This is a genomic window from Kitasatospora sp. NPDC002227 (genome assembly GCF_040296285.1).
Lineage (GTDB): Bacteria > Actinomycetota > Actinomycetes > Streptomycetales > Streptomycetaceae > Kitasatospora.
On the sequence record NZ_JBEOWY010000028.1, the window covers coordinates 58485 to 78593 of the forward strand.

At 73.8% G+C, this 20109-nt stretch carries 20 protein-coding genes and 1 tRNA gene; 6 read left to right on the top strand and 15 right to left on the bottom strand.

The annotated features are described in order from the left end of the window. Positions 1–42 precede the first annotated feature (42 nt). The 8 genes from ABT095_RS23695 to ABT095_RS23730 form a co-directional block, all read right to left on the bottom strand. On the bottom strand, positions 43–666 hold the full coding sequence (locus tag ABT095_RS23695; protein WP_350531474.1) for an RraA family protein: 624 nt from the start codon (positions 664–666) through the stop codon (positions 43–45). Between the two features lies 1 nt (position 667). Next, positions 668–3310, bottom strand: a complete 2643-nt coding sequence (locus ABT095_RS23700) for a WD40/YVTN/BNR-like repeat-containing protein (RefSeq protein WP_350531475.1) — start codon at positions 3308–3310, stop codon at positions 668–670. A 39-nt stretch (positions 3311–3349) separates the two neighbouring features. Further along, positions 3350–4573, bottom strand: a complete 1224-nt coding sequence (locus ABT095_RS23705; RefSeq protein WP_350531476.1) for an MFS transporter — start codon at positions 4571–4573, stop codon at positions 3350–3352. Further along, complete coding sequence (locus ABT095_RS23710; protein WP_350531477.1) at positions 4567–5379, bottom strand: hypothetical protein; 813 nt, start codon at positions 5377–5379, stop codon at positions 4567–4569. Before ABT095_RS23710 ends, ABT095_RS23705 begins: the two co-directional genes overlap by 7 nt. Next, entirely contained in the window at positions 5372–6064 is a 693-nt protein-coding gene (locus ABT095_RS23715) for a response regulator (protein WP_350531478.1), read from the bottom strand. Before ABT095_RS23715 ends, ABT095_RS23710 begins: the two co-directional genes overlap by 8 nt. Continuing rightward, entirely contained in the window at positions 6061–6702 is a 642-nt protein-coding gene (locus ABT095_RS23720) for a sensor histidine kinase (protein WP_350531479.1), read from the bottom strand. Before ABT095_RS23720 ends, ABT095_RS23715 begins: the two co-directional genes overlap by 4 nt. 97 nt (positions 6703–6799) lie before the next feature. Further along, the gene (locus ABT095_RS23725; RefSeq protein WP_350531480.1) at positions 6800–7081 is read right to left on the bottom strand and encodes a hypothetical protein; all 282 of its coding nucleotides are present in this window, start codon (positions 7079–7081) and stop codon (positions 6800–6802) included. Between the two features lie 6 nt (positions 7082–7087). Next, a complete protein-coding gene (locus ABT095_RS23730; protein ID WP_350531481.1) occupies positions 7088–7264 on the bottom strand; it encodes a hypothetical protein in 177 nt (58 codons plus the stop codon). A 368-nt stretch (positions 7265–7632) separates the two neighbouring features. On the opposite strand from ABT095_RS23730, the gene ABT095_RS23735 reads away from it, so the two are divergent. Beyond that, complete coding sequence (locus ABT095_RS23735; RefSeq protein WP_350531482.1) at positions 7633–8607, top strand: LuxR C-terminal-related transcriptional regulator; 975 nt, start codon at positions 7633–7635, stop codon at positions 8605–8607. 13 nt (positions 8608–8620) lie between these two features. Here ABT095_RS23735 and ABT095_RS23740 read toward each other — a convergent pair whose 3' ends face one another. Continuing rightward, positions 8621–9136, bottom strand: coding sequence for a MarR family winged helix-turn-helix transcriptional regulator (locus tag ABT095_RS23740; RefSeq protein ID WP_350531483.1), 516 nt, complete (start codon positions 9134–9136; stop codon positions 8621–8623). A 74-nt stretch (positions 9137–9210) separates the two neighbouring features. On the opposite strand from ABT095_RS23740, the gene ABT095_RS23745 reads away from it, so the two are divergent. Both ABT095_RS23745 and ABT095_RS23750 read left to right on the top strand, forming a co-directional pair. After that, the gene (locus tag ABT095_RS23745; protein ID WP_350531484.1) at positions 9211–10377 is read left to right on the top strand and encodes a flavin-dependent oxidoreductase; all 1167 of its coding nucleotides are present in this window, start codon (positions 9211–9213) and stop codon (positions 10375–10377) included. After that, positions 10374–10823, top strand: coding sequence for a DUF3237 domain-containing protein (locus ABT095_RS23750; protein ID WP_350531485.1), 450 nt, complete (start codon positions 10374–10376; stop codon positions 10821–10823). Before ABT095_RS23745 ends, ABT095_RS23750 begins: the two co-directional genes overlap by 4 nt. Here ABT095_RS23750 and ABT095_RS23755 read toward each other — a convergent pair. Further along, a complete protein-coding gene (locus tag ABT095_RS23755) occupies positions 10816–12369 on the bottom strand; it encodes an AMP-binding protein (RefSeq protein ID WP_350531486.1) in 1554 nt (517 codons plus the stop codon). The genes ABT095_RS23750 and ABT095_RS23755 overlap by 8 nt on opposite strands. 88 nt (positions 12370–12457) lie before the next feature. Then, positions 12458–12531 (bottom strand) — tRNA-Thr (locus ABT095_RS23760). A gap of 292 nt (positions 12532–12823) precedes the next feature. Here ABT095_RS23760 and ABT095_RS23765 point away from each other — a divergent pair. The 3 genes from ABT095_RS23765 to ABT095_RS23775 all read left to right on the top strand — a co-directional run bounded on the left by ABT095_RS23765 (position 12824) and on the right by ABT095_RS23775 (position 15339). Next, complete coding sequence (locus ABT095_RS23765; protein ID WP_350531487.1) at positions 12824–13915, top strand: ABC transporter ATP-binding protein; 1092 nt, start codon at positions 12824–12826, stop codon at positions 13913–13915. A gap of 161 nt (positions 13916–14076) precedes the next feature. Further along, positions 14077–14514, top strand: coding sequence for a hypothetical protein (locus ABT095_RS23770; protein ID WP_350531488.1), 438 nt, complete (start codon positions 14077–14079; stop codon positions 14512–14514). Between the two features lie 57 nt (positions 14515–14571). Then, positions 14572–15339, top strand: coding sequence for a nucleotidyltransferase family protein (locus ABT095_RS23775; protein ID WP_350531489.1), 768 nt, complete (start codon positions 14572–14574; stop codon positions 15337–15339). A gap of 55 nt (positions 15340–15394) precedes the next feature. Here the strand turns inward: ABT095_RS23775 and ABT095_RS23780 are convergent, their stop codons facing one another. The 4 genes from ABT095_RS23780 to ABT095_RS23795 form a co-directional block, all read right to left on the bottom strand. Further along, entirely contained in the window at positions 15395–16981 is a 1587-nt protein-coding gene (locus tag ABT095_RS23780; protein ID WP_350531490.1) for a DoxX family membrane protein, read from the bottom strand. Positions 16982–17113: 132 nt separating this feature from the next. Continuing rightward, a complete protein-coding gene (gene rlmB, locus ABT095_RS23785; RefSeq protein WP_350531491.1) occupies positions 17114–18106 on the bottom strand; it encodes a 23S rRNA (guanosine(2251)-2'-O)-methyltransferase RlmB in 993 nt (330 codons plus the stop codon). A 117-nt stretch (positions 18107–18223) separates the two neighbouring features. After that, on the bottom strand, positions 18224–19618 hold the full coding sequence (gene cysS, locus ABT095_RS23790; RefSeq protein ID WP_350531492.1) for a cysteine--tRNA ligase: 1395 nt from the start codon (positions 19616–19618) through the stop codon (positions 18224–18226). 81 nt (positions 19619–19699) lie between these two features. Beyond that, on the bottom strand, positions 19700–20095 hold the full coding sequence (locus ABT095_RS23795) for a PPOX class F420-dependent oxidoreductase (RefSeq protein ID WP_350531493.1): 396 nt from the start codon (positions 20093–20095) through the stop codon (positions 19700–19702). Between the last annotated feature and the right edge of the window lie 14 nt (positions 20096–20109).

Sequence of the window (20109 nt, forward strand, 5' to 3'; positions counted from 1 at the left end):
CCCCGAGGGGAAATCCCCCGGGGCGCTCCGGAAAACCACCCGTCAGCCCTCGAAGCCCTTTTCCTTCAGGGCCTTCTCGATCTTCGCTCGGTGGGCCGCCTCCCAGTCGTCCAGGGTCTCGGCGGCCTCCTTGGCGAGCTTGGCCGAGGCCGCGGCGAGCACCTCCTCGCGGCGGGCGGCGGGCACCACGACCACGCCCTCCTCATCGGCCACCACGATGTCGCCGGGGCCGACCAGGACCCCGCCGCAGCGCACCTCGGTGCCGTGCTCGCCCAAGGCGTCCTTGGCTCCGGGGATCGGGATGACCCCCCGGGCGAAGACCGGGAAGCCGGCCTCGCGGGCCTCGGCGACGTCCCGGATCAGGCCGTCCAGGACGAACCCGGCCACGCCCCGGCGCTGCGCCACGGCACAGACGTTGCCCCCGGCGAGCGCGTAGTCCAGGTCACCCGACTCGGCCACGATCACCGCACCCGGCTCGGCCCGGTAAATGGCGGCGTGCAGCATCAGATTGTCCCCGGGCGGGCACTTCACGGTGAATGCCGCCCCGGCCACCCGCTCCATTCCTCCCCAGAGCGGGCGGACCCCGATGTCCATGACCTGGGCCCGGCCGAGCACATCGGCCAGCGTGGTCGTCGGAATGTCCTGGAATTCGTTTCGCTCGGTCATTTCAGTTCGCGTCCTTTTCCGGGCTGTAGAGGTGTTGGTCCCAGGTGGTGCCACCGTCCGCGGTCGACAGTACGGTGCCTTCGTCGCCCACGATCCAGGACACCTGGGCCGAGACCACCTGGACGTTCCAGAGCGAGACGCCCGAGCCGGTGGTGCCGGCCTGCCAAGTGGCGCCGCCGTCCAGGGTGGTGGCGACGGTGTCGCTGCGGCCGACGGCGCGGCCGGTGCGGCCGTCGGGGCAGAAGTGCACGGCGGTGAAGTTCTGCTCGGTGCCCGCGTCACGGCGCTGCCAGCTTCGGCCGCCGTCGGCGGTGTGCAGCACCGTGCCGCGGTGGCCCACCGCCCAGCAGGTCAGGGCGTCGACCACGTGCACGTCGATCAGGTCGTCCTCGCCGGTGCAGCCCTGCAGCTCCCAGTGCGCGCCGCCGTCCGTGGTGGCGAGCACGGTGCCGCCGGTGCCCACGGCCCAGCCGGTGCGGGCGTCGGCGAAGTCCACCGCCCACAGGGCGCAGTCGGGCTTGGGGACGGCCTGGTGGGCCCAGGTGGCGCCGCCGTCGGTGGTGGCGAGCACGGTGGCGCCGTCGCCGACCGCCCAGCCGGTGCGGCCGTCGGGGCGCATGTGCACCTCGAGCAGGTCCTTGCTGCTGCCACTCGGCTGCTGCTGCCAACTGGCCCCGCCGTCACGCGTGTTCAGGATCGTCCCGGCCCGGCCCACGGCCCAGGCGGCGCCCTGGCCGGCGGGCGAGACGGAGTACAGGTTGGCGGAGGTGCCGCTCGGCTGCGGCGCCCAGCGGGCACCGGCGCGCGAGCGGAGCACGGTGCCGCCGTCCCCGGCGACCCAGCCGCCGGTGCCGTCGGCGAAGATGTGCACGCCGTAGAGGTTACGGCCCGTGGAAGCGACCCGCGAGCTCCAACTCGCGCCCCGGTCGGCACTGGTGAGCAGCGAGGAGCCGTCCCCCGCCAGGTACACGCGCGAGCCGTCGGGCGTGGTCCGGACGGCCTTCAGGTTGTCGGCCACCCCGCTGGCCTGCGGCTGCCAGGTGTCTCCGCCGTTCGCCGTGCCCAGCACCGTGCCGCCGTCGCCGACCGCCCAGCCGGTGCGGCCGTCGGCGGTGAACGCGACGCCCCACAGGGCGAGTCCGGTGCCGCTCTCGCGCCGCTGCCAGCTGCGGCCGCCGTCGCGGGAGACCAGCACCGCCCCGGCGCGGCCGACGGCCCAGACCGTGTCGGCGTCCACCACGTGCAGCGCCGTCAGGCTCCCGGCCACCGGCCCGGGCTGCCGCTCCCAGCTCGCGCCGCCGTTCTCGGTGGCCAGCACGGTGCCGGCCGCGCCGACGGCCCAGCCCCGCTTCTCGTCCGCGAAGCCCACCGCGTACAGCGCGGCGGCCGTCTCGGCCGGCTGCCGCTGCCAGCCGGCGCCGCCGTCCTCGGTGGCCAGGATCGTGCCGGCCGCGCCGACCACCCAACCCCGGTGCCGGTCGGCGAAGTTCACCGCGTACAGCGCCTCGGTCACCGGCGACTGCCGCCGCTGCCAGCTCGCCCCGCCGTCCTCGGTGGCCAGGATCGTGCCGGCCGCGCCGACCACCCAGCCGTGCCGCTCGTCGGCCAGCACGTGGGCGCCCCAGAGCAGTTCGCCCGTGCCGGTGACCGGCGCCTGCCAGGTGGCGCCGCCGTCGGCGGTGGTGGCGAGCAGGCCGTCCTGGCCCACCGCCCAGACCGTGCGGCCCGCGCCGTGCACGCCGACCAGGTCCTTGTGGATGCCGCTCAGCTGCGCGGTCCAGCTGCGGCCGGCGTCGCCGGTGTGCAGGATCAGGCCGCTGTCGCCGACGGCCCAGCCGTGCTCGGCGCCGGGGGCGAAGGCCAGCGAGACGACGTCCTTGGCGGTGCCGGTCGGCAGCACCGACCAGCTCAGGCCGCCGTCCTCGGAGCCGACCAGGATGCCGTCGTCACCCGAGGAGTACACCCGGCGGCCGTCCGGCGCGGCCCACAGGCCGTACAGGTCGAGGTGGGTGCCGGCCTCGGCGGCGGCCCAGCTCGCGCCGCCGTCCGTGGAGCGCAGCAGCGTGCCGCCGCGCCCGGCCGCCCAGACCAGGCCGCCGGGGGCGGCGTAGATGCCGCGCAGGTCGACCGTCACGCCGGACGGCTGGGCCGTCCAGGTGGCACCGCCGTCGGCGGTGGCGCGGATGCTGCCGCGCTTGCCGATCACCCAGGCGTGCCGCTCGTCCAGGGCGAAGCAGCGGGTGTAGTGGGTCTCCTCGAAGGACTGCGGCTGCCAGGTGGCGCCGCCGTCCGCCGAGACCAGGATGACGCCGCCGTCGCCGACCGCCCAGCCCACCCGGCCGGACGGCGCGAAGGAGACGCCGTAGAGGTTCCGGTCGGTGCCGGTCTCCCGCCGCTCCCAGTGCGCGCCGCCGTCGGTCGTGTGCAGCAGGGTGCCGTCCCGGCCGGCGATCCAGCCCGTCCGGATGTCGGCGAAGCACACCGCGCGCAGGTCCTTGTCGGTCTCCCCCTGGGCGTGCCAGCTGACGCCGCCGTCGGCGGTCGCCAGGATCATCCCGCCGTCACCGGCGGCCCAGGCGTGGGACTCGTCCACCCGGCAGACGCCCTGGAGGTTGACGCTCCGCGGAGCGATGTTGCAGATCATCACTTTCACCTTGTCGAACGAAGTGCGGTCAGCTGAAGTTCAGTTGGCGGGCGCGGGGGCCGGGGCCGCCGCCCGCTGCCTGACCCCGAGCGCGACCACGAACGGCATGGCGCACCCGAGCAGGGCGAACGCGGCGCCGAGCACGAACCAGCCGCCCGCGCCGTGCTCGAGGACCAGCCAGGCGAACACCGCCGGGGCGAAGGTCTTGCCGATGTCGGCGCCCATCTTGTAGGTGCCCTGGTACTGGCCCTGGGCGTGGTCGGGGGCGAGGTCGAAGGCGATGGTCCAACTGCCCGCGGCCTGCCGGATCTCGCCCCAGGCGTGCAGCAGGGCGCCGGCCACCAGCAGCAGCACGGCGATCGGCCAGCCGGTGCCGCCGCTCAGCGCGAACACCACGCAGGCGGCCGCCACCGAGAGCGCGCCCTGCCGGCTGGCCCGGCCCGCCGAGCGCAGGTCACCGGTGCCACCGGCCACCTTGGTCTGGAAGGCCACCACGAAGCAGGTGTTGACCAGCAGGATCACCGCGCTCATCCAGCCCGGCGCCCCGGTGTGCTTCAACACCCAGAGCGGCAGCACCACTTCGAGCAGCAGGGTGTGCATGGTCAGCAGCCCGTCCAGCGCGGTGAAGGTCAGGAACGGCACGTCGCGCAGCACCGCGAAGGCGGAGCCGGCCGAGGCCGGCACCGGCGGCACCGGCGCCTCGAGCGCGGTCAGCGCGCCGGTGGCCAGGAAGCAGACGGCCGCGAACAGCACCGCGCCGTGGTAGCCGGCCGGGGAGCCCCAGGCGATCACCAGACCGGAGAGGCAGGCGCCGATCGCCATGCTGACGTTGATCCCGGCCCGGATGGCGGCCATCGTCATCACCCGGTCGGCCTTCGGCACCACGGCCGCGATCATCGCCTTCCGGGCGTTGTTGCCCGAGCGGTAGGCGATCGCCTGCACCACGGAGACCGACAGGTACGCCCAGAAGCCGTGCACGAGCAGCAGCGCGGCGGTCAGCGGGGCCAGCGCCAGGAAGGACCACAGCTGCACGGTGCGCGGCCCGGTCCGGTCGGCCATGGCGCCCAGCGGGATGCTGAGCAGCAGCACGACGGCGGCCGAGGCGCCGACGCTGAGGCCGAGCTGGCCCGGCGTCAGGTGCACCTGGGTCACGGCGTAGATGGCGCTGATGGCCATCCACAGGCCCTGCCCGAGGCTCATCACCATCGTGACGAAAGCGAGCAGCCGGGCGGGGCCGGCCGGTGGGAGGATTCGGGTCAGCACGGGTGGGTCTCCTGTCGGATCGGGCCGGCCCGCCAGGGCCCGCGCGCCCAGGCGGCGCGGGGGCGGCCGGGGGCGGGGGCCGCGGCGGCGGTCGGCCGGGGGTTCGGGTGGCTGTCGTACGGGTGCCGGTCGGGCAGGTCGTGCGGCCCGGCGAGCCACTCCTGGGCGCGGACCTTGGCGGCCATCGCCGGGGCCCGCAGGGTGCGCTCGCGCCCCTCGGCGCGCAGCCGCTTGTCCGGCCGGGCCCGGTAGCACCGCCGCGCCCACGGCGCGCCGGGCCGGCTCAGCCGGGCCGCCCCGAGGAGCAGCAGCGGCGGGCAGAACACCCCGGCCAGGCCGGTCCAGTACTTGCCCTTGAGCACGGTCACGGCAGCCGCCGCCGACCAGCAGGCCACCTCCGGCAAGGAGTGCCCGAGCAGCCCGGGCCCGAGCAGCAGCCTGGCGGCCAGCGCGAGCGCGACGCACACGGCGTCCAGCGACACCCGGCCGCGCGCCGTCCAGTACACGTCCTCCAGGTGCAGGATGAGCGCGAACTCGTCGAGCACCAGCCCGGTGCCGACGCCGAACGCGGCCGCCGGCGCGAGCCGGCCGCCGCCGTCCGGCGCCACCAGGCCGCCGACCCCGGACGCCGCCATCAGCACCACCCCGAACACCACGTGGTGCACGTGCAGCCCGCCGAGGCGGACGTTGCCCGGCCACCACCGCACCCTGGCCCGGATCAGCCGGGTGCTCACCCGGGCCCCGGCGAACCCGCCGGACAGGCCCGCCACGAACGCGGCCAGCGCCGCCCGGCCCGGCTCAGACACCGGAGTACAGGTGCTCGGGGCGGCCGCTGCTGCCGTAGCGCAGCGTGAGGCTCACCAGTCGGGTGCGCTCCAGGAACTTGAGGTAGCGCTGCGCCGTGGACCGGCTGATCCCGGCCTGCTCGGAGACCTCCTGCGCCGTCACCGGGCCCTGGGCCCGGTCCACGATCCGGCGGATCAGCTCGACGGTGCGCTCGGTGAAGCCCTTGGGCAGCTGGGCCTTGGGCAGCTGGGGCTGCCCGTCCGCCTCCGGTGCGCCCCCCGGCGCACCGAAGACCCGGTCGAGCTCGGCCTGGCCGAGCTCCGGCCCGGCCAGCGCCCGCCGCAGACGGGCGTACGCGGCCAGCTTGTCGCGCAGTTCCGGCAGCCCGAACGGCTTCAGCAGGTACTGCAGCACCCCGGCCCGCCGCGCCTCCCGTACGGAGGCGGGCCGCCGGTCGGCCGTCACCATGATCACGTCGAGGTCCCGGCCCTGCTCCCGCAGCTGCCGGGTCAGCGCGCAGCCGCTCCCGCCCGGCAGGTGCTGGTCGAGCAGGATCAGGTCGATGCCGCCGCGCTCCACCGCGGCCAGCACCCCCGCCGCGCTGTGCGCGACGCCCGCGACCCGGAAGCCCGGCACCTGGGACACGTAGTGCGCGTTGATCCGCGCCACGTAGAAGTCGTCGTCCACCACGAGCACGTCGATCACCACGCGCTCCCGGCGGGCCCGTCCGGCAGTACCACCGTGAACTCGGCGCCGCCGCCACGGCGTTCGGACACCTCGGCCCGGCCGCCCCGGTACTCGGCCAGCTCCCGCACCAGTGCGAGCCCCAGGCCGCGGTGCCGCCCGTCGAAGGACCGCTTGCTGCTCCAGCCGGCCGTGAAGATCCGCTCCCGCGACTGCGGCGGCACCCCCGGGCCGTTGTCGGCCACCCGCAGGGTCACGGCCGCGCCGTCGCGGCGCAGCGTGACCTCGACCACCGGCTCCGGGGCACCCTGCCCGGCCACGGCGTCCACCGCGTTGTCGATCAAGTTGCCCAGGATCGTGACCAGTTCGCCCGGGTGCGCCAACTCGCCGCGCAGCTCGCTCTCCTGGCCGAGCCGGACTCGGACACCACGCTCGACGCCCAGCAGCATCTTGCCCAGCAGCTGGGCCTGGACGAGCGGTTCGTCGACCTGCGCCAGCAGCCCCTCGACCTCCGGCGCCGGTGCGGCGCACTCGTGGCGCCCTTCGGCGTACCGGGCGAGCTCCAGCAGGCCGGCCAGCGTGTGCAGGGCGTTGCGCCGCTCGTGCAAGGCGGTAGCGGCGCTGACGGTCGGGCGGGGAGAAAGCAGTTGCCGGGTCACGTGCAACGACCTTTCTGAGCGTGCTTCAGGCCCCGGCGGCCTCGGTCGAAGGCGCGGCGACAGGTCCTGGTGGTGCGGGGAGCCCCGGCGGGGGCGGCTACGCGGGCGGCAGATAGCGGCTGCGGAGCAGGGGGGAGGCGCGGTGGCAGCGGTCGAGCAGCCGGGCGACCCGCCCTTCGGGGCTGCCGCCCGTGCGGGCGGCCCGGTGGAGGAAGAAGAGGATGACCACCTGCTCCACCAGCACGCGGACACTCGCGTGCTCGATGCCGTCCTCGGGGGCGGCGTGGGCCCAGAGCGCTCCGACGACCTCGGCGGCCTCACCGTCCCGCGGCGAGCCCTCGGCCTCCCGGCGCACCAGGCTGGCGTAGACGATGTCCACCCGGCCTTAGCCCCACTGGGCGTTGTCGAGAGCGACCACCGGGGCCTGCGGCGCGGACGCCTCGGCGGCAGTGGTCTTGACCACATCGGGAGCCGTGGCGGCACCGGCCGTACCGGCTCCGAGGGCGAGGGCGGCGACGGCGGCGAGGGCGGCGGCGGCACGGGCGAGGCGGGTGCGGTTCATGGTGCGTCCTTCTGGTGCTTCGTGCTTCGGTCTCTGCGACTGGCGCCGTTCGGGCTGTCCCCCGACCGGCGAGCACCAGCTTCGCCCGGGAGAACCGCCACCGGAACGGCTTTCCGACGGCACGAACCGGCCTCGCATCTTGCTGCCATCCAGTCATGTACTCGTCAAGAATCCGGCCGGTGAACGGCCCGCCAACAGCGGCTATCCTTCTCCCCGTCGAGAGTGAGACTTGTACGAACCACTCCGCTTCAGCAACCCCCCACCTGCGGCGGAGCCCACATCCGGCAGCTCTTGAGGCCGACCCGACAAAGTGTCACGATGAGCCCGATCAGGTGCCGCGGGGGCTGCACCACATACGGGGGAAAACCATGCTTGAAGCGCTCGGCCTGACCGCGACCGCGGGGGCCGTCTACCAGGCCATGCTCGACCACCCGGACCACGGGGTCGAGGAGCTCGCCGCCACCTGCGCGCTGAGCCCGGCCGAGGTCCACGACCGCCTGGACGAACTGGCCGGCCTGATGCTGGTGCGGGCCTCCAACGAGCGCCCCGGCACCCTGTGCGCGGTCGCCCCCGAGATCGGCCTGGCCGATGTGCTCGCCCGCCAGGAGGCCGAACTCGCGGCCCGCCAGGCCCAGCTCGCCGCCTCCCGGGCCGCCGTCACCCAGCTGGTCGCCGAGCGCGCGACCTCCCGCCCCGCCATGGGCGAACGGCTCTGGGGCATGGACGCCATCCAGCACCGGATCGAGCTGCTGGCCCGGCGGATGACCAGCGAGTGCCTGGGCGTCCACCCCGGCGCCAGCCACCGGCCCGAGGACCTCGCCGCCGCCCGCGCGGCCGACGCCGAGCCGCTGGCCCGCGGGGTCTCGATGCGGACGCTCTACCAGGACACCACCCGCAACGACCCGCACACCACCGCGCACGCCCACTGGCTGCTCAGCCAGGGCAGCGAGGTGCGCACCGCCCCGGTGCTGCCGCACCGCCTGGTGATCTTCGACCGGGCCCAGGCCATCGTCCCGATCGACCCGGCCGACAGCCGGGTCGGCGCCCTGCACGTCACCGAGCCCGGCATCGTCGCCGCCCTGGTCGACCTGTTCGAGCAGGCCTGGTCCACCGCCGTCCCGCTCGGCGCCGCCCAGGAGCAGGACCCGGCCACCGGCCTGAGCGCCACCGAGCGCGAACTTCTGCGCCTGCTCGGCGGCGGCCTGACCGACGAGACGGCCGGCGTCCGGCTGGGCATGTCCGTGCGCACCGTGCGCCGGCACATGGCCTCGATCATGGAGCGGCTCAACGCCAGCAGCCGCTTCGAGGCCGGTATCAAGGCCGCCCAGAAGGGCTGGCTCTAGTCAGCCGGTCAGCTCAAGGCCGGTTGGCCAGCACCCGGGTGAGCAGCTCGGTCAGGGTGGCCCGCTCCTGCGGGTCGAGCACGGCGAACCACTCCTGCTCCCGCCGGGTCTGCTCGGCGAACGCCTCCCGGACGGCCTGCTCGCCCGCCGGGGTGAGCGCGGCGGCGACCGCCCGGCGGTCGTCCGGCAGCGGGCGGCGCTCCACCAGGCCGTCCCGCTCCAGCGTGTTGACCGCGTTGGTGACGGCCGCGCGGGACATCGCCGAGATCTCGGCCAGCCGGGCCGGCTGGGTGGGGCCGAGCAGCCAGAGCTTGAACATCAGCCGGAAGCCGGGGAGCGTCCAGCCGCGCGGGCGGTGGATCCGGCCCTCCAGATCGTTGACCACCAGGTACGACAGGTGCAGCAGGTGGTGCGCGAGCGCGAAGGCCTCCGGGTCGGCGGGCGGCGGCAGCTGCGCCAGCCGCTCCTGCGCGTAGGCGGCGTAGCGGAGGTCGGGGCGGTCGGCGCCGGCAGGGTCGAGGGAGGTCACGGCAGAGAGTCTTGCGCATCGACGACTCGTGCGAGATTGTTACGGCCGTAACAATCTCACCGGGAGGGTGTGCTGTGCGGATCACCATCGCAGGCGGCGGCATCGGCGGGCTCGCCACCGCCCTGAGCCTGCACGCGGCGGGCCTGGAGCAGGTCGTCGTCCACGAAGCGGCCCGGGAGATCCGGCCGCTCGGCGTCGGGATCAACCTCCTCCCGCACGCCGTACGGGAGTTGACCGAGCTCGGGCTGGCCGACCGGCTGGCCGCGATCGGCGTGCCGACCGCCGAGCTGGCCTACTTCAACGTCTTCGGCCAGCCCGTCTGGTCCGAGCCGCGCGGGCTCGCCGCCGGGTACCACTGGCCGCAGTACTCGGTGCACCGCGGCGAACTGCAGCTGATGCTGCTCGACGCCGTCCGCGAGCGGCTCGGCCCGCAGGCGGTGCGCACCGGCTGCCGCGTCGAGGGCCTGCGGCACGACGGTGACCTGCTGGTCGGCGCCGACGGCATCAATTCGGCCGTCCGCGCCGCGCTCTTCCCCGGCGAGGGCCCGCCGCCGTGGAACGGCCTGGTGCTCTGGCGCGGCACCACCCACGCCGAGCCCTTCCTGACCGGCCGCACCATGATCATGGCCGGCAACGGCACTCAGAAGTTCGTCGCCTACCCGATCGGCGACGGCCGCCTGATCAACTGGGTCGCCGAGCAGGTGCTCGACGGCGAACCGCCCGAGCGCGGCAACTGGAACCGCCCCGCCGACCTCGCCGTCGTCGCCGGGCACTTCGCCGGCTGGACCTTCGACTGGCTGGACGTCCCCGCGCTCATCACCGGCGCCGAGGTCGCGTACGAGTACCCGATGGTGGACCGCGACCCGCTGCCGCACTGGGGCACCGACGGCGTGGTGCTGCTCGGCGACGCCGCCCACGCGATGTACCCGATCGGCTCCAACGGCGCCTCCCAGGCGATCATCGACGCCCGGGTCCTGGCCCACTCGCTCGCCACCACCGGGTCGACCGCCGCGTACGAGCGGCTGCGCCGCCCGGCCACCACCGCCCTGCAGCTCTCCAACCGGCAGCTGGGGCCCGAGGTGGTCATGCGGCTGGCCCACGAGCGGGCCCCGCAGGGCTTCGACGACATCGAGCAGGTCGTCCCGCTGGCCGAGCGCACCGAGATCGCCGCCGCCTACAAGCGCACCGCCGGCTTCGACCCCGCCGTGCTCAACGGACGCGCCTCCTGGAGCGTGCGGTGAAGCTCCGGCCGCTGGCCACCTTCGAGGTCGCCGTCGCCGCCCCGCGCGACCTCGGCGCCTCCCCGCTCGGGCACCGCCGCGTGGTCGACATCCTGGGCGGCAGCTTCACCGGCCCCCGCCTGAGCGGCGAGATCCTCCCCGGCGGCGCCGACTGGCAGCTCCTCCACCCCGACGGCTCCGCCACCGTCGACACCCGCTCCACCCTGCGCACCCACGACGGCGCCCAGCTCCTCCTCACCACCACCGGCATCCGCCACGGCCCGCCCGCCGTCCTGCAGCGCCTCGCCGCCGGCGAGCAGGTCGACCCCGCCGACTACTACTTCCGCCTCTTCTGCCGCTTCGAGTCCGGCGACCCCCGCTACACCTGGCTCACCCACACCCTGTGCACGGCCACCGCCGCCCGCACCCCGACGGCCGTCCGCTACCAGGCCTACACCCTCACCTGACCCCGCCTGCCGCCCCGGAGCCGGTCGCCAGCACGGCGCAGGCCGACCGGTCCACCTTCCCGCTGGCGTTGAGCGGGAGCCGCGGCACGGGCAGGTAGCGCCTCGGGATCATGTGCGCGGGGAGGTGGCCCCGCAGACTGGCGCGCAGGTCGCGCGCGGCGACCGCGTGGCCGCTGTAGACCGCGGCCAGCAGGGTGTCGCCGACCGCGTCCGGGACGGGCACCACCACGACGTCGTAGAGGCCGGCGAACTTCCGCAGGGCCGACTCGATCTCCGGCAGTTCCACCCGCTGGCCCAGCACCTTGACCTGGTGGTCCAGGCGCCCCCGGTGGACGAGCTGCCCGTCCTCCCGGCTCACCCGGTCCCCGGTCCGGTACCAGGCGTCCGGCGCCGGACCACCGGGCGCGGGCCCGGACTCGGACTCGGGCCCGGGCCCGGACTCGGACTCGGGCCCGGACTCGGACTCGGACTCGGCGAAACGCCCTTCGTCGTCGGCCGGGTCCAGGTAGCCGGCGAACCGCTGCGGACCGCGGACCTGGAGCTCCCCGTCGGCGGTGACCCGGTGTTCCAGGTGCGGGTAGACCTCGCCGATCGGCACCGTGGCGTTGCTGGTCCGCGGCCAGGCCGACCGGTCGCGGGGCAGGCGGTAGGCCGACACCGTGACCGACAGCTCGGTCGGTCCGTAGAGGTTCTCCACGGTGCTGTCCGGGGCCGCGTCCGCCCAGGCGCCGGCCTGGTCCAGGGTCAACTGCTCGCCCGCGAAGAGGCTCCACCTCAGCGACCGCATGCTGCCCGGCGCGAGCGTGCCCGCCCGGCGGGCCACCGACACGATCGACGGGACGGAGTACCAATGGGTTATCCGGTGTCGGTCGACGAACCTCGCCGGGTCGTAGAGCTGCTCGCGGGAGGGCACGACCAGGGTGGCCCCGGCTCCCCAGGCGACGAACAGGTCGAACACCGACGGGTCGAAGGTCAGGTCGAAGGTCTGGGAGAGCCGGCAGCCGGGCCCGACGCCGTAACGGGCGATGTTGAAACGCAGGAACGCGTCGAGGTTCCGGTGCCGGATCGGCACTCCCTTCGGCCTTCCGGTGGACCCGGAGGTGAAGAGCAGATAGGCCAGGTCGTCGGAGCCGGCCGCCTGCCCGGGGGCGGCTCCCGGGCCCGGGGCCCGCTCCCGGCCGAGGTCGGCGACCCGGACCGGGCCGGCGAAGGAGGTGTCCTGGCCGGGGTCGGCCACGATCACGTCCAGCCCCGCGGCCTCAGCGATCGTACGGTTGCGCTCCGCCGGGTAGGTCGCGTTGAGCGGCACGACGGTGCCCCCCGCCCGCAGGGCCGCGAGGTACGCCGCGTACGCGAGGACACTGCGCGATGCCAGCAGGCCCACCCGCGGGGCCGGGCCCGCCTCCGCCAGGCGGTCCGCGAATTCACCTGACCGCCGGTCGAGTTCGGCATAGCTGAGGCTCTCCCCGGCCACGACGAGAGCCGGCGCGTCAGGAAATTTCCGAACACTGTCGGCGAACCAGCCGTGCAGAGTCTGCTCAGTCATGAGGTTCCAGATACCCCACCCACGGTTGAGCCACTCAACCGGAAGCGGCAGGGCTGCATCCGCGAGCCCCGCCGCTCCCGCTCTCCGGAGCCCCCTGTCGGATTCGAACCGACGACCACCTGTTTACAAGACAGGTGCTCTGGCCAGCTGAGCTAAGGAGGCACGGTGACCGTCCGCAGCAAGCCACGGCGGCACCGGAGGGCAGTCTACCGGGACGGGGCGGGGTGGTGTCTGCAGTTCTCGATCAATGGCGGCGAGCCGCGGCGGGCGGTCGTGACCGCAACGTTGCCGGAAAACCGGCGGCCCGGGGCTGACAAGGCCCGCGGCGGAAGGTAGCGTCGCCGGGAGCTGTCGTGTGCAGTGGTTCAGACCACTGCTCGGTACGGCGGCGGACAACCCAATCCCTTTACTCGGATCGTCCGGCACGTTCCTGCCGGTGAAGGAGAGCACAACCATGGCTTCTGTCACGTTCGACAAGGCGACGCGTCTCTACCCGGGCGGCACCAAGCCCGCCGTGGACGCCCTGGAGCTGCACGTCGAGGACGGCGAGTTCCTCGTCCTCGTCGGCCCCTCGGGCTGCGGCAAGTCGACCAGCCTGCGCATGCTGGCCGGCCTGGAGGACGTCAACGGCGGCGCCATCCGGATCGGCGACCGCGACGTCACCCACCTGCCGCCCAAGGACCGGGACATCGCGATGGTGTTCCAGAACTACGCGCTGTACCCGCACATGACCGTCGCCGACAACATGGGCTTCGCCCTGAAGATCGCCGGCGTCAACAAGGCCGAGATCCGCGCCAAGGTGGAGGAGGCCGCGAAGATCCTCGACCTCACCCAGTACCTGGACCGCAAGCCGAAGGCGCTCTCCGGCGGTCAGCGCCAGCGCGTCGCGATGGGCCGCGCGATCGTCCGCGAGCCGCAGGTCTTCCTGATGGACGAGCCGCTGTCGAACCTCGACGCCAAGCTCCGCGTGTCGACCCGCACCCAGATCGCGAGCCTGCAGCGCCGCCTGGGCATCACCACCGTGTACGTGACCCACGACCAGGTCGAGGCCATGACCATGGGCGACCGCGTCGCGGTGCTCAAGGACGGTCTGCTCCAGCAGGTCGACAGCCCGCGCAACATGTACGACCGCCCGGCCAACCTCTTCGTGGCCGGCTTCATCGGCTCGCCCGCGATGAACCTGGTCGAGGTCCCGCTGGTGGACGGCGGCGTGAAGTTCGGCGGCTCGGTCATCAACATCTCCCGCGAGGAGCTGGCCAAGGCCGGCGACGACAAGAGCGTCACGGTCGGCATCCGCCCGGAGCACTTCGAGATCGTCCCGGCGGGCGGCATCGAGGGCGTCGCGGTGACGGTCAACGTGGTCGAGGAGCTCGGCGCGGACGGCTTCGTCTACGGCACCACCAAGATCGGTGGCGAGGACAGGGACATCGTCGTGCGCGTGCACGGCCGCCAGATCCCGGAGAAGGGCTCGACCGTCCACGTCGTCCCGACCGGCGGCGAGACCCACGTCTTCTCCACCACCACCGGCGCCCGCCTGAGCGCGTGACGGCCCGCGGCCGAGGGGTGCGCGAGCAGCACCGCGCACCCCTCGGCCGGCGGCGGCGTTCACCCGTACGTCAACACGGCAGAGGGATAAACCAGGACACGCCTCACTCAATGGTGTAACGGAGTGCATCCGAGGCCTCGCCCACCGCTACGCTCCTGACCGTGAACCAGCTCGTACGCCGCATCGGCCAGACCGTCGCCCTCACGCTGCCCGTGATCCTGGTGACCACCGGCACCCTCGCCGTCACCCGCGTCCCCTGGGCGCCGCCGACCGGGCTCGACCAGCAGGTGGTCGCCGCCTCGAGCGGGGCCGGCACCATCGGCCGGTCCAACACGCCCAGCAACACCCAGGGCCTCGCCCCGCAGGACGCCCTCAGGGTGGATGCGATGGACGAGCTGCGCGACCACAACCCGGGCACCGCGCTCGACCTCGTGGAGCGGACCATGCGGGAGAACCCCTCCCTCACCCCGTACTGCACCGCGATCGTCGGCGAGCTCGGCCGCGCGGCCGTGCGCAAGTACCAGGGCGACGTCCAGCGGGCCCGCTCCTTCGCCCGCCCGGTCTGCGACGGCTCGTTCGCCAACGGCGTCGTGGGCTGACGCCCGGGCCCCAGCAGCAGCAGCCCAACTCCCGGCGGGGACCCTATTGTTCTCGCTATGACTGACTCCACGAGTCCGAGCAGCCGCCCCACCACCGCCCCGCCCGTCACCCAGGCGGTGATCCTGGCGGGCGGCCAGGGCTCCCGGCTGCGGCCGTACACCGACGACCGGCCCAAGCCGCTGGTCGAGATCCCCGGGACGGGGACACCGATCGTCGGGCACCAGCTCGCCTGGCTGGCCGAGGAGGGCGTCACGGACGCCGTGATCTCCTGCGGCCACCTGGCGGAGGTGCTGCAGGAGTGGCTCGACAAGGCCGACCTGCCGCTCAACGTGCGCACGGTCGTCGAGACCGAGCCGCTCGGCCGCGGCGGCGGGCTCAAGTACGCCTCGAAGGCGCTGCCCCGCCCCGACGAGCCCTGGTACGCCACCAACGGCGACATCTGGACGCGCTTCAGCCTGCGCGACATGGCCGCCTTCCACCACGAGCGGGACGCCGTCGCGACGCTCGCCCTGGCCCGCCCCCGGATCCCCTGGGGCGCCGTGGAGACCGACCAGTTCGGCAACGTCCTCGACTTCATCGAGGCCCCGCCCTCGCCGTTCCTGATCAACGCCGGCCTGTACGTCTTCGGTCCGGCCTTCCGCGAGCTGCTGCCGGACGTGGGCGACCACGAGCGCACCACCTTCCCCCAGCTCGCCCGCAGCCGGCAGCTGGCCGGCTACCAGCTCCCGCAGGGCTGCTACTGGCGCGCCATCGACACCGCGAAGGACCTCACCGAGGCCGCCAAGGAGCTCGCCTCCGGCGCCGGCCGCGCCACCGTCGCGTAACGGGCAGCAGGAAGGCCGGGAGCGAGCTCCCGGCCTTCCTGCGTGCGGTGCCCGCCTACGCCACGTGGTGCGCGCCCTGCGGCGCACCCAGCCCGAGCAGCGGGCCGCTGCCGAGCACCCCGCCGATCAGCCCGGGGGTGCCCGAGGAGCTGGGCTGCTTCGGGGCGGTGCTGCCCGGGGCGCCGGTGTGGCCGGAGCCGGCGGAGCCGCCCGAACTGCCCGAGGCGCTCGACCCGCCGCTCCCGGCCGTGCTGGCACCGGCCTTGGGGCTCTGGTGGGCCTTGGGGCTGTGCCCCGCGCTCGGGCTCGGCGAGGCCGCCGGGGACGGCGGCGCGCTGGGCGCGGTCGAGGGGGCGGTGCTGGGCGTGGCCGCCTGGGACGGGCCGTTGCTCGGCCAGACCGGGGAGCCGTAGTCGGTCGGCGGCCGGCCGGGGCCGGGCCCCGTCCGCCCCCCGGTGCGGACGGCCGCACCGAGCATCGAGCCGGTCAGCATGGTCAGCCCCACCACCACGGTGGTGACCACCAGGCCGCGCCGCAGCACCCGGCGCCGCAGCGCCGCGGGCGCGGCGGAGCCGTACCGCCGCCAGGCCTCCAGCGCGATCCGCCCGTCCAGCGAGCCGAACGGCGCGCCGGCGATCAGGAGCGGGCTCCAGGCCGCCAGGAAGATCAGGTCGGGGGTGTCGTAGACCGGCACCGTCCGCCAGCTGACGGTGAAGAGCAGCGCGGCCGAGAGCAGCATCGCCGCCCCGGCGGCCACCCGCTGCCAGAGGCCGAGGATCGACAGCACGCCGACCACGACCTCGGTGAAGGCCACCCCGAGCCCGGCCCCGACGGGGTGGGCCATCGCGAAGTCGAGCAGCGGCTGGGCCACCCGCCAGGGGTGCAGCGAGCCGAGCCAGCGCATCATCGAGCCGCGGTCGCCGCCGTCGAAGTACACCGGGTCGCAGAGCTTGCTGAAACCGGCGTAGACGGAGAGCGCGCCGAGCACGACGCGCAGCGGCAGCAGCACCAGGCCCAGGTCGACCTTGCGGCCGGGGTACCAGGCGTGCCGGGACTCGCCGGCCGGTACGTCCGGCAGCTCACCGGTGGGTGCCCACGGCCCGCGGGTGGGGGGCAGCTCCTGCTGCACCGTCCCGGCCGACTCCACCGGCTCCGGCGGCCCGGACTGCCGGGGCACGGCCTGGCCGAGCGGGGGCAGCTGCTGGGTGTCCTCCACCGCCGGGGAGGCCGGGGCGGGCACGGTGCCCCGCCGGACGGCCTCGAGCAGCTGGGTCGCCGCCAGGTCGCCCGGGGCCGCCTGACCGCTCCAGGTGACGGCGGTGACCCGGCCCTTGCGCCGCGGCGCACCGACAGAGGCGGAGACACCGGCGAGCGCCGGCAGCTGCGAGCTGTCCACCACCACCTGCGGGGTGACCAGCGGTCGGGCGGCGAAGCTCTGCATGCCGTACGGGTCGCCGAAGGCCGCACCGGCCGGAGCGTCGATCAGCGGGGCCACGGGGGCGGCGAGCCTGATCTTGAAGCTGGCCTGGGTGCTGCTCAGCTTGGCCGGGTCGGACGGCACCTTGACCGTGTTGAGGCCGGGGTCGGAGTCTATCCCCGCCGGGCCGCCCCGCCCGGGGCGCCGAGGTGTTCTGGTGTCCACACCCGTCTAACCGGGTGACGCCCGGTTAGGACACTCTCCCGGGTGGATTCACGGCGCAGATTGAAGTGATCATGCGCAAACCGAACGAGACCGACCGAGCCTGACCGGGCTCGATCGGTCTCGTCCGCCGGATCAGCCCCGGGCGCGCAGCCGCGCGGCTTCGTACAGCACGATGCCCGCCGCGACACCGGCGTTCAGCGACTCGGTCAGCCCGGACATCGGGATCCGCACCCGCATGTCGCAGGTCTCCGAGACCAGCCGGGACAGGCCCTTGCCCTCGGAGCCGGCCACGATCACGACCGGCCCGGCCAGCAGGTCCAGGTCGCCGATCTCGGCCTCGCCGTCGGCGGCCAGGCCGACCACCATCAGACCGGCCTTCTGGTACGCCTCCAGGGTGCGGGTCAGGTTGGTGGCCCGGGCCACGGGCAGGCGGGCGGCGGCGCCGGAGGAGGTCTTCCAGGCACCGGCCGTCATACCGGCGGCGCGCCGCTCGGGGATGACCACGCCGTGCGCGCCGAAGGCGGCGGCCGAACGGACCACGGCACCGAGGTTGCGCGAGTCGGTGACGCCGTCCAGCGCGATGATCAGCGCGTCCTCGCCGTTGTCGGCGGCGTCCGCGACCAGGTCGTCCGGGTGGGCGTACTCGTACGGCGGCACCTGCAGGACCAGGCCCTGGTGGTTCATGTTGCCGGTCATGTTGTCCAGCTGGACGCGCGGCGCCTCCATCAGCGGGACGCCGCGCTCGGTGGCCGCCTGGAGGGCCTCGCGGGTGCGGTCGTCCGTGTCGATGAACTGCTGGACGTACAGGGCGGTGGCGGGCACGTCGCCGCGCAGCGCCTCGACCACCGAGTTGCGGCCGAAGACCAGCTCGGCCGAGCCCGCGCCGCCGCGGCCGCCCCGGCCGCCGGCGCCGGCGCGGCGCATGCCGGCCCGCGACTTGGCGTCCATCTCGCGCTTGACCGCGGCGTTGGCCTGCCGCTGCTTGATGTGACCCTTGCGGGCGGAGGCCGGCGGCGTCGGGCCCTTGCCCTGGAGCGCCTTCCGGCTGTGGCCGCCCGTACCGACACTCGCGCCCTTCTTCGATCCGGGGTTGCGTCGGTTCCTACGCTGGCTGTTGCCGGCCATGCCTGTACTTCCTGTCTGTCCGTCACACCCGACGACCGGACGGCCTCAGGCATGCTCTGCGTCATGCGGATGGGCCGTACCACTGCGGTACGGCCCATCCTCACCCCTTCGCAGGGGTTACTGGTTGTTGATCGTCCAGCGCGAGCCGGACGGCGTGTCCTCGATCACCAGACCGGCTGCGGTGAGCTGGTCCCGGATGGCGTCCGAGGTGGCGAAGTCCTTGCGGGCCCGGGCCGCCTGCCGCTGCTCCAGCACCAGCTGGACCAGCGAGTCGACCACGCCGTGCAGGTCGTCGCCCTTGGCGGCACCGGCCCACTGCTCGTCCAGCGGGTCGAGGCCCAGTACACCGAGCATCGCACGGACCTCGGCCAGACGCGCCACCGCGTTCTCCTTGTCGCCCGCGGTCAGGGCGCTGTTGCCCTGGCGGACGGCGGTGTGCACCACGGCCAGCGCCTGCGGGACGCCGAAGTCGTCGTCCATCGCCTCGGCGAAGGCCAGCGGCACCTCGGGCGCCGCGTCGACCGCGCCGCACTGCTCGACCACGCGCTGGATGAAGCCCTCGATCCGGGCGAAGGCCGTCTCGGCCTCGCCCAGCGACTCCTCGCTGTACTCGATCATCGAGCGGTAGTGCGGGCCGGCCAGGTAGTAGCGCAGCACGATCGGGCGCCAGCGCTGCACCATCTCGGAGACGAGCACCGAGTTGCCGAGGGACTTGCTCATCTTCTCGCCGCTCAGGGTGACCCACGCGTTGTGGACCCAGAAGTTCGAGAAGTCGTCGCCGAAGGCCTTGGACTGCGCGATCTCGTTCTCGTGGTGCGGGAAGATCAGGTCGAGCCCGCCGCCGTGGATGTCGAAGGCGCTGCCGAGGTACTTGTGCGCCATGGCCGAGCACTCCAGGTGCCAGCCCGGGCGGCCCCGGCCCCACGGGGTCTCCCAGCTGGGCTCCCCCTCCTTGGTGGCCTTCCACATCGCGAAGTCACGCGGGTCCCGCTTGCCGGTCTCGCCGGCCATCGCGGGCTGGCGCAGGTTCTCCAGCTCCTGGTTGGAGAGCTCGAGGTAGTCCGGGTAGGTGGTGACCGCGAAGTAGACGTTGCCGTCCGCCTCGTAGGCGTGCCCCTTCTCGATGAGCGCGCGCATCATCTCGATCATCTCGGGCACGTGCCCGGTGGCCCGGGGCTCCACCGAGGGCCGCAGGCAGCCGAGCTGGTCGTAGCCCTCGTTGAAGGCGATCTCGTTGGCGTAGCCGATCTGCCACCACGGGATGCCGAACTCGTGGCTCTTGGCGATCACCTTGTCGTCGATGTCCGTCACGTTCCGGACGAAGGTGACCTGGTAACCCCGGTAGCTGAACCACCGGCGCATCACGTCGAAGTTGAGGTTGGACCGGATGTGTCCGATGTGCGGGGCCGCCTGGACGGTCGCTCCACACAGGTACATCGAGACACAACCCGGTACAAGCGGGACGAAGTCGCGTACCTGGCGGGTGTTGGTGTCGTACAGGCGAAGGCTCACAGCGTCAAGCGTAGTGGGCCCAGGGGGGTGCCCCGCCACCTTTTGCCGGGCGGGGCCCCTACTTCCTGGCCTCACGCGGGATCAGATGCCGCCGACGACCCTGCGCGGGGTGAGCCGGCAGACCACCCGGACATCGTCCGGGCCGTCGAAGCCGTAGACCGGTTCGCCCCGGTACTTCTGCGAGAACTCGTCGATCAGCTCCCGGCCGCCCTCGCGGGTCATCGCCACCTCGCCGCGCACCTCGAAGTACTCGTACGGCGAGTCCGGCGGGTTGACCAGCAGCGAGACACGCGCGTCCTTGGCCATGTTGAGGTGCTTGCGCCGACCCTCGACGGTGGAGAAGAGCACGTCGTCACCGTCGTGCTTCACCCAGACCACCGAGGACTGCGGGCTTCCGTCCGGCTGGAGTGTGGTGATCACTGCGAAGGTCTTGCCGTCCAGCAACGCCTTCGCCCGGTCGGAGAGTTGTGCGGCCATGCCCAGGCCCTCTT

Excerpts from the sequence above, each read along its gene's own strand:
- ABT095_RS23695 (WP_350531474.1), bottom strand. The coding sequence starts at position 666 with ATGACCGAGCGAAACGAATTCCAGGACATTCCGACGACCACGCTGGCC.
- ABT095_RS23700 (WP_350531475.1), bottom strand. The coding sequence starts at position 3,310 with ATGATCTGCAACATCGCTCCGCGGAGCGTCAACCTCCAGGGCGTCTGC.
- ABT095_RS23730 (WP_350531481.1), bottom strand. The coding sequence starts at position 7,264 with ATGAACCGCACCCGCCTCGCCCGTGCCGCCGCCGCCCTCGCCGCCGTC.
- ABT095_RS23735 (WP_350531482.1), top strand. The coding sequence starts at position 7,633 with ATGCTTGAAGCGCTCGGCCTGACCGCGACCGCGGGGGCCGTCTACCAG.
- ABT095_RS23755 (WP_350531486.1), bottom strand. The coding sequence starts at position 12,369 with ATGACTGAGCAGACTCTGCACGGCTGGTTCGCCGACAGTGTTCGGAAA.
- ABT095_RS23765 (WP_350531487.1), top strand. The coding sequence starts at position 12,824 with ATGGCTTCTGTCACGTTCGACAAGGCGACGCGTCTCTACCCGGGCGGC.
- ABT095_RS23775 (WP_350531489.1), top strand. The coding sequence starts at position 14,572 with ATGACTGACTCCACGAGTCCGAGCAGCCGCCCCACCACCGCCCCGCCC.
- rlmB (WP_350531491.1), bottom strand. The coding sequence starts at position 18,106 with ATGGCCGGCAACAGCCAGCGTAGGAACCGACGCAACCCCGGATCGAAG.
- ABT095_RS23795 (WP_350531493.1), bottom strand. The coding sequence starts at position 20,095 with ATGGCCGCACAACTCTCCGACCGGGCGAAGGCGTTGCTGGACGGCAAG.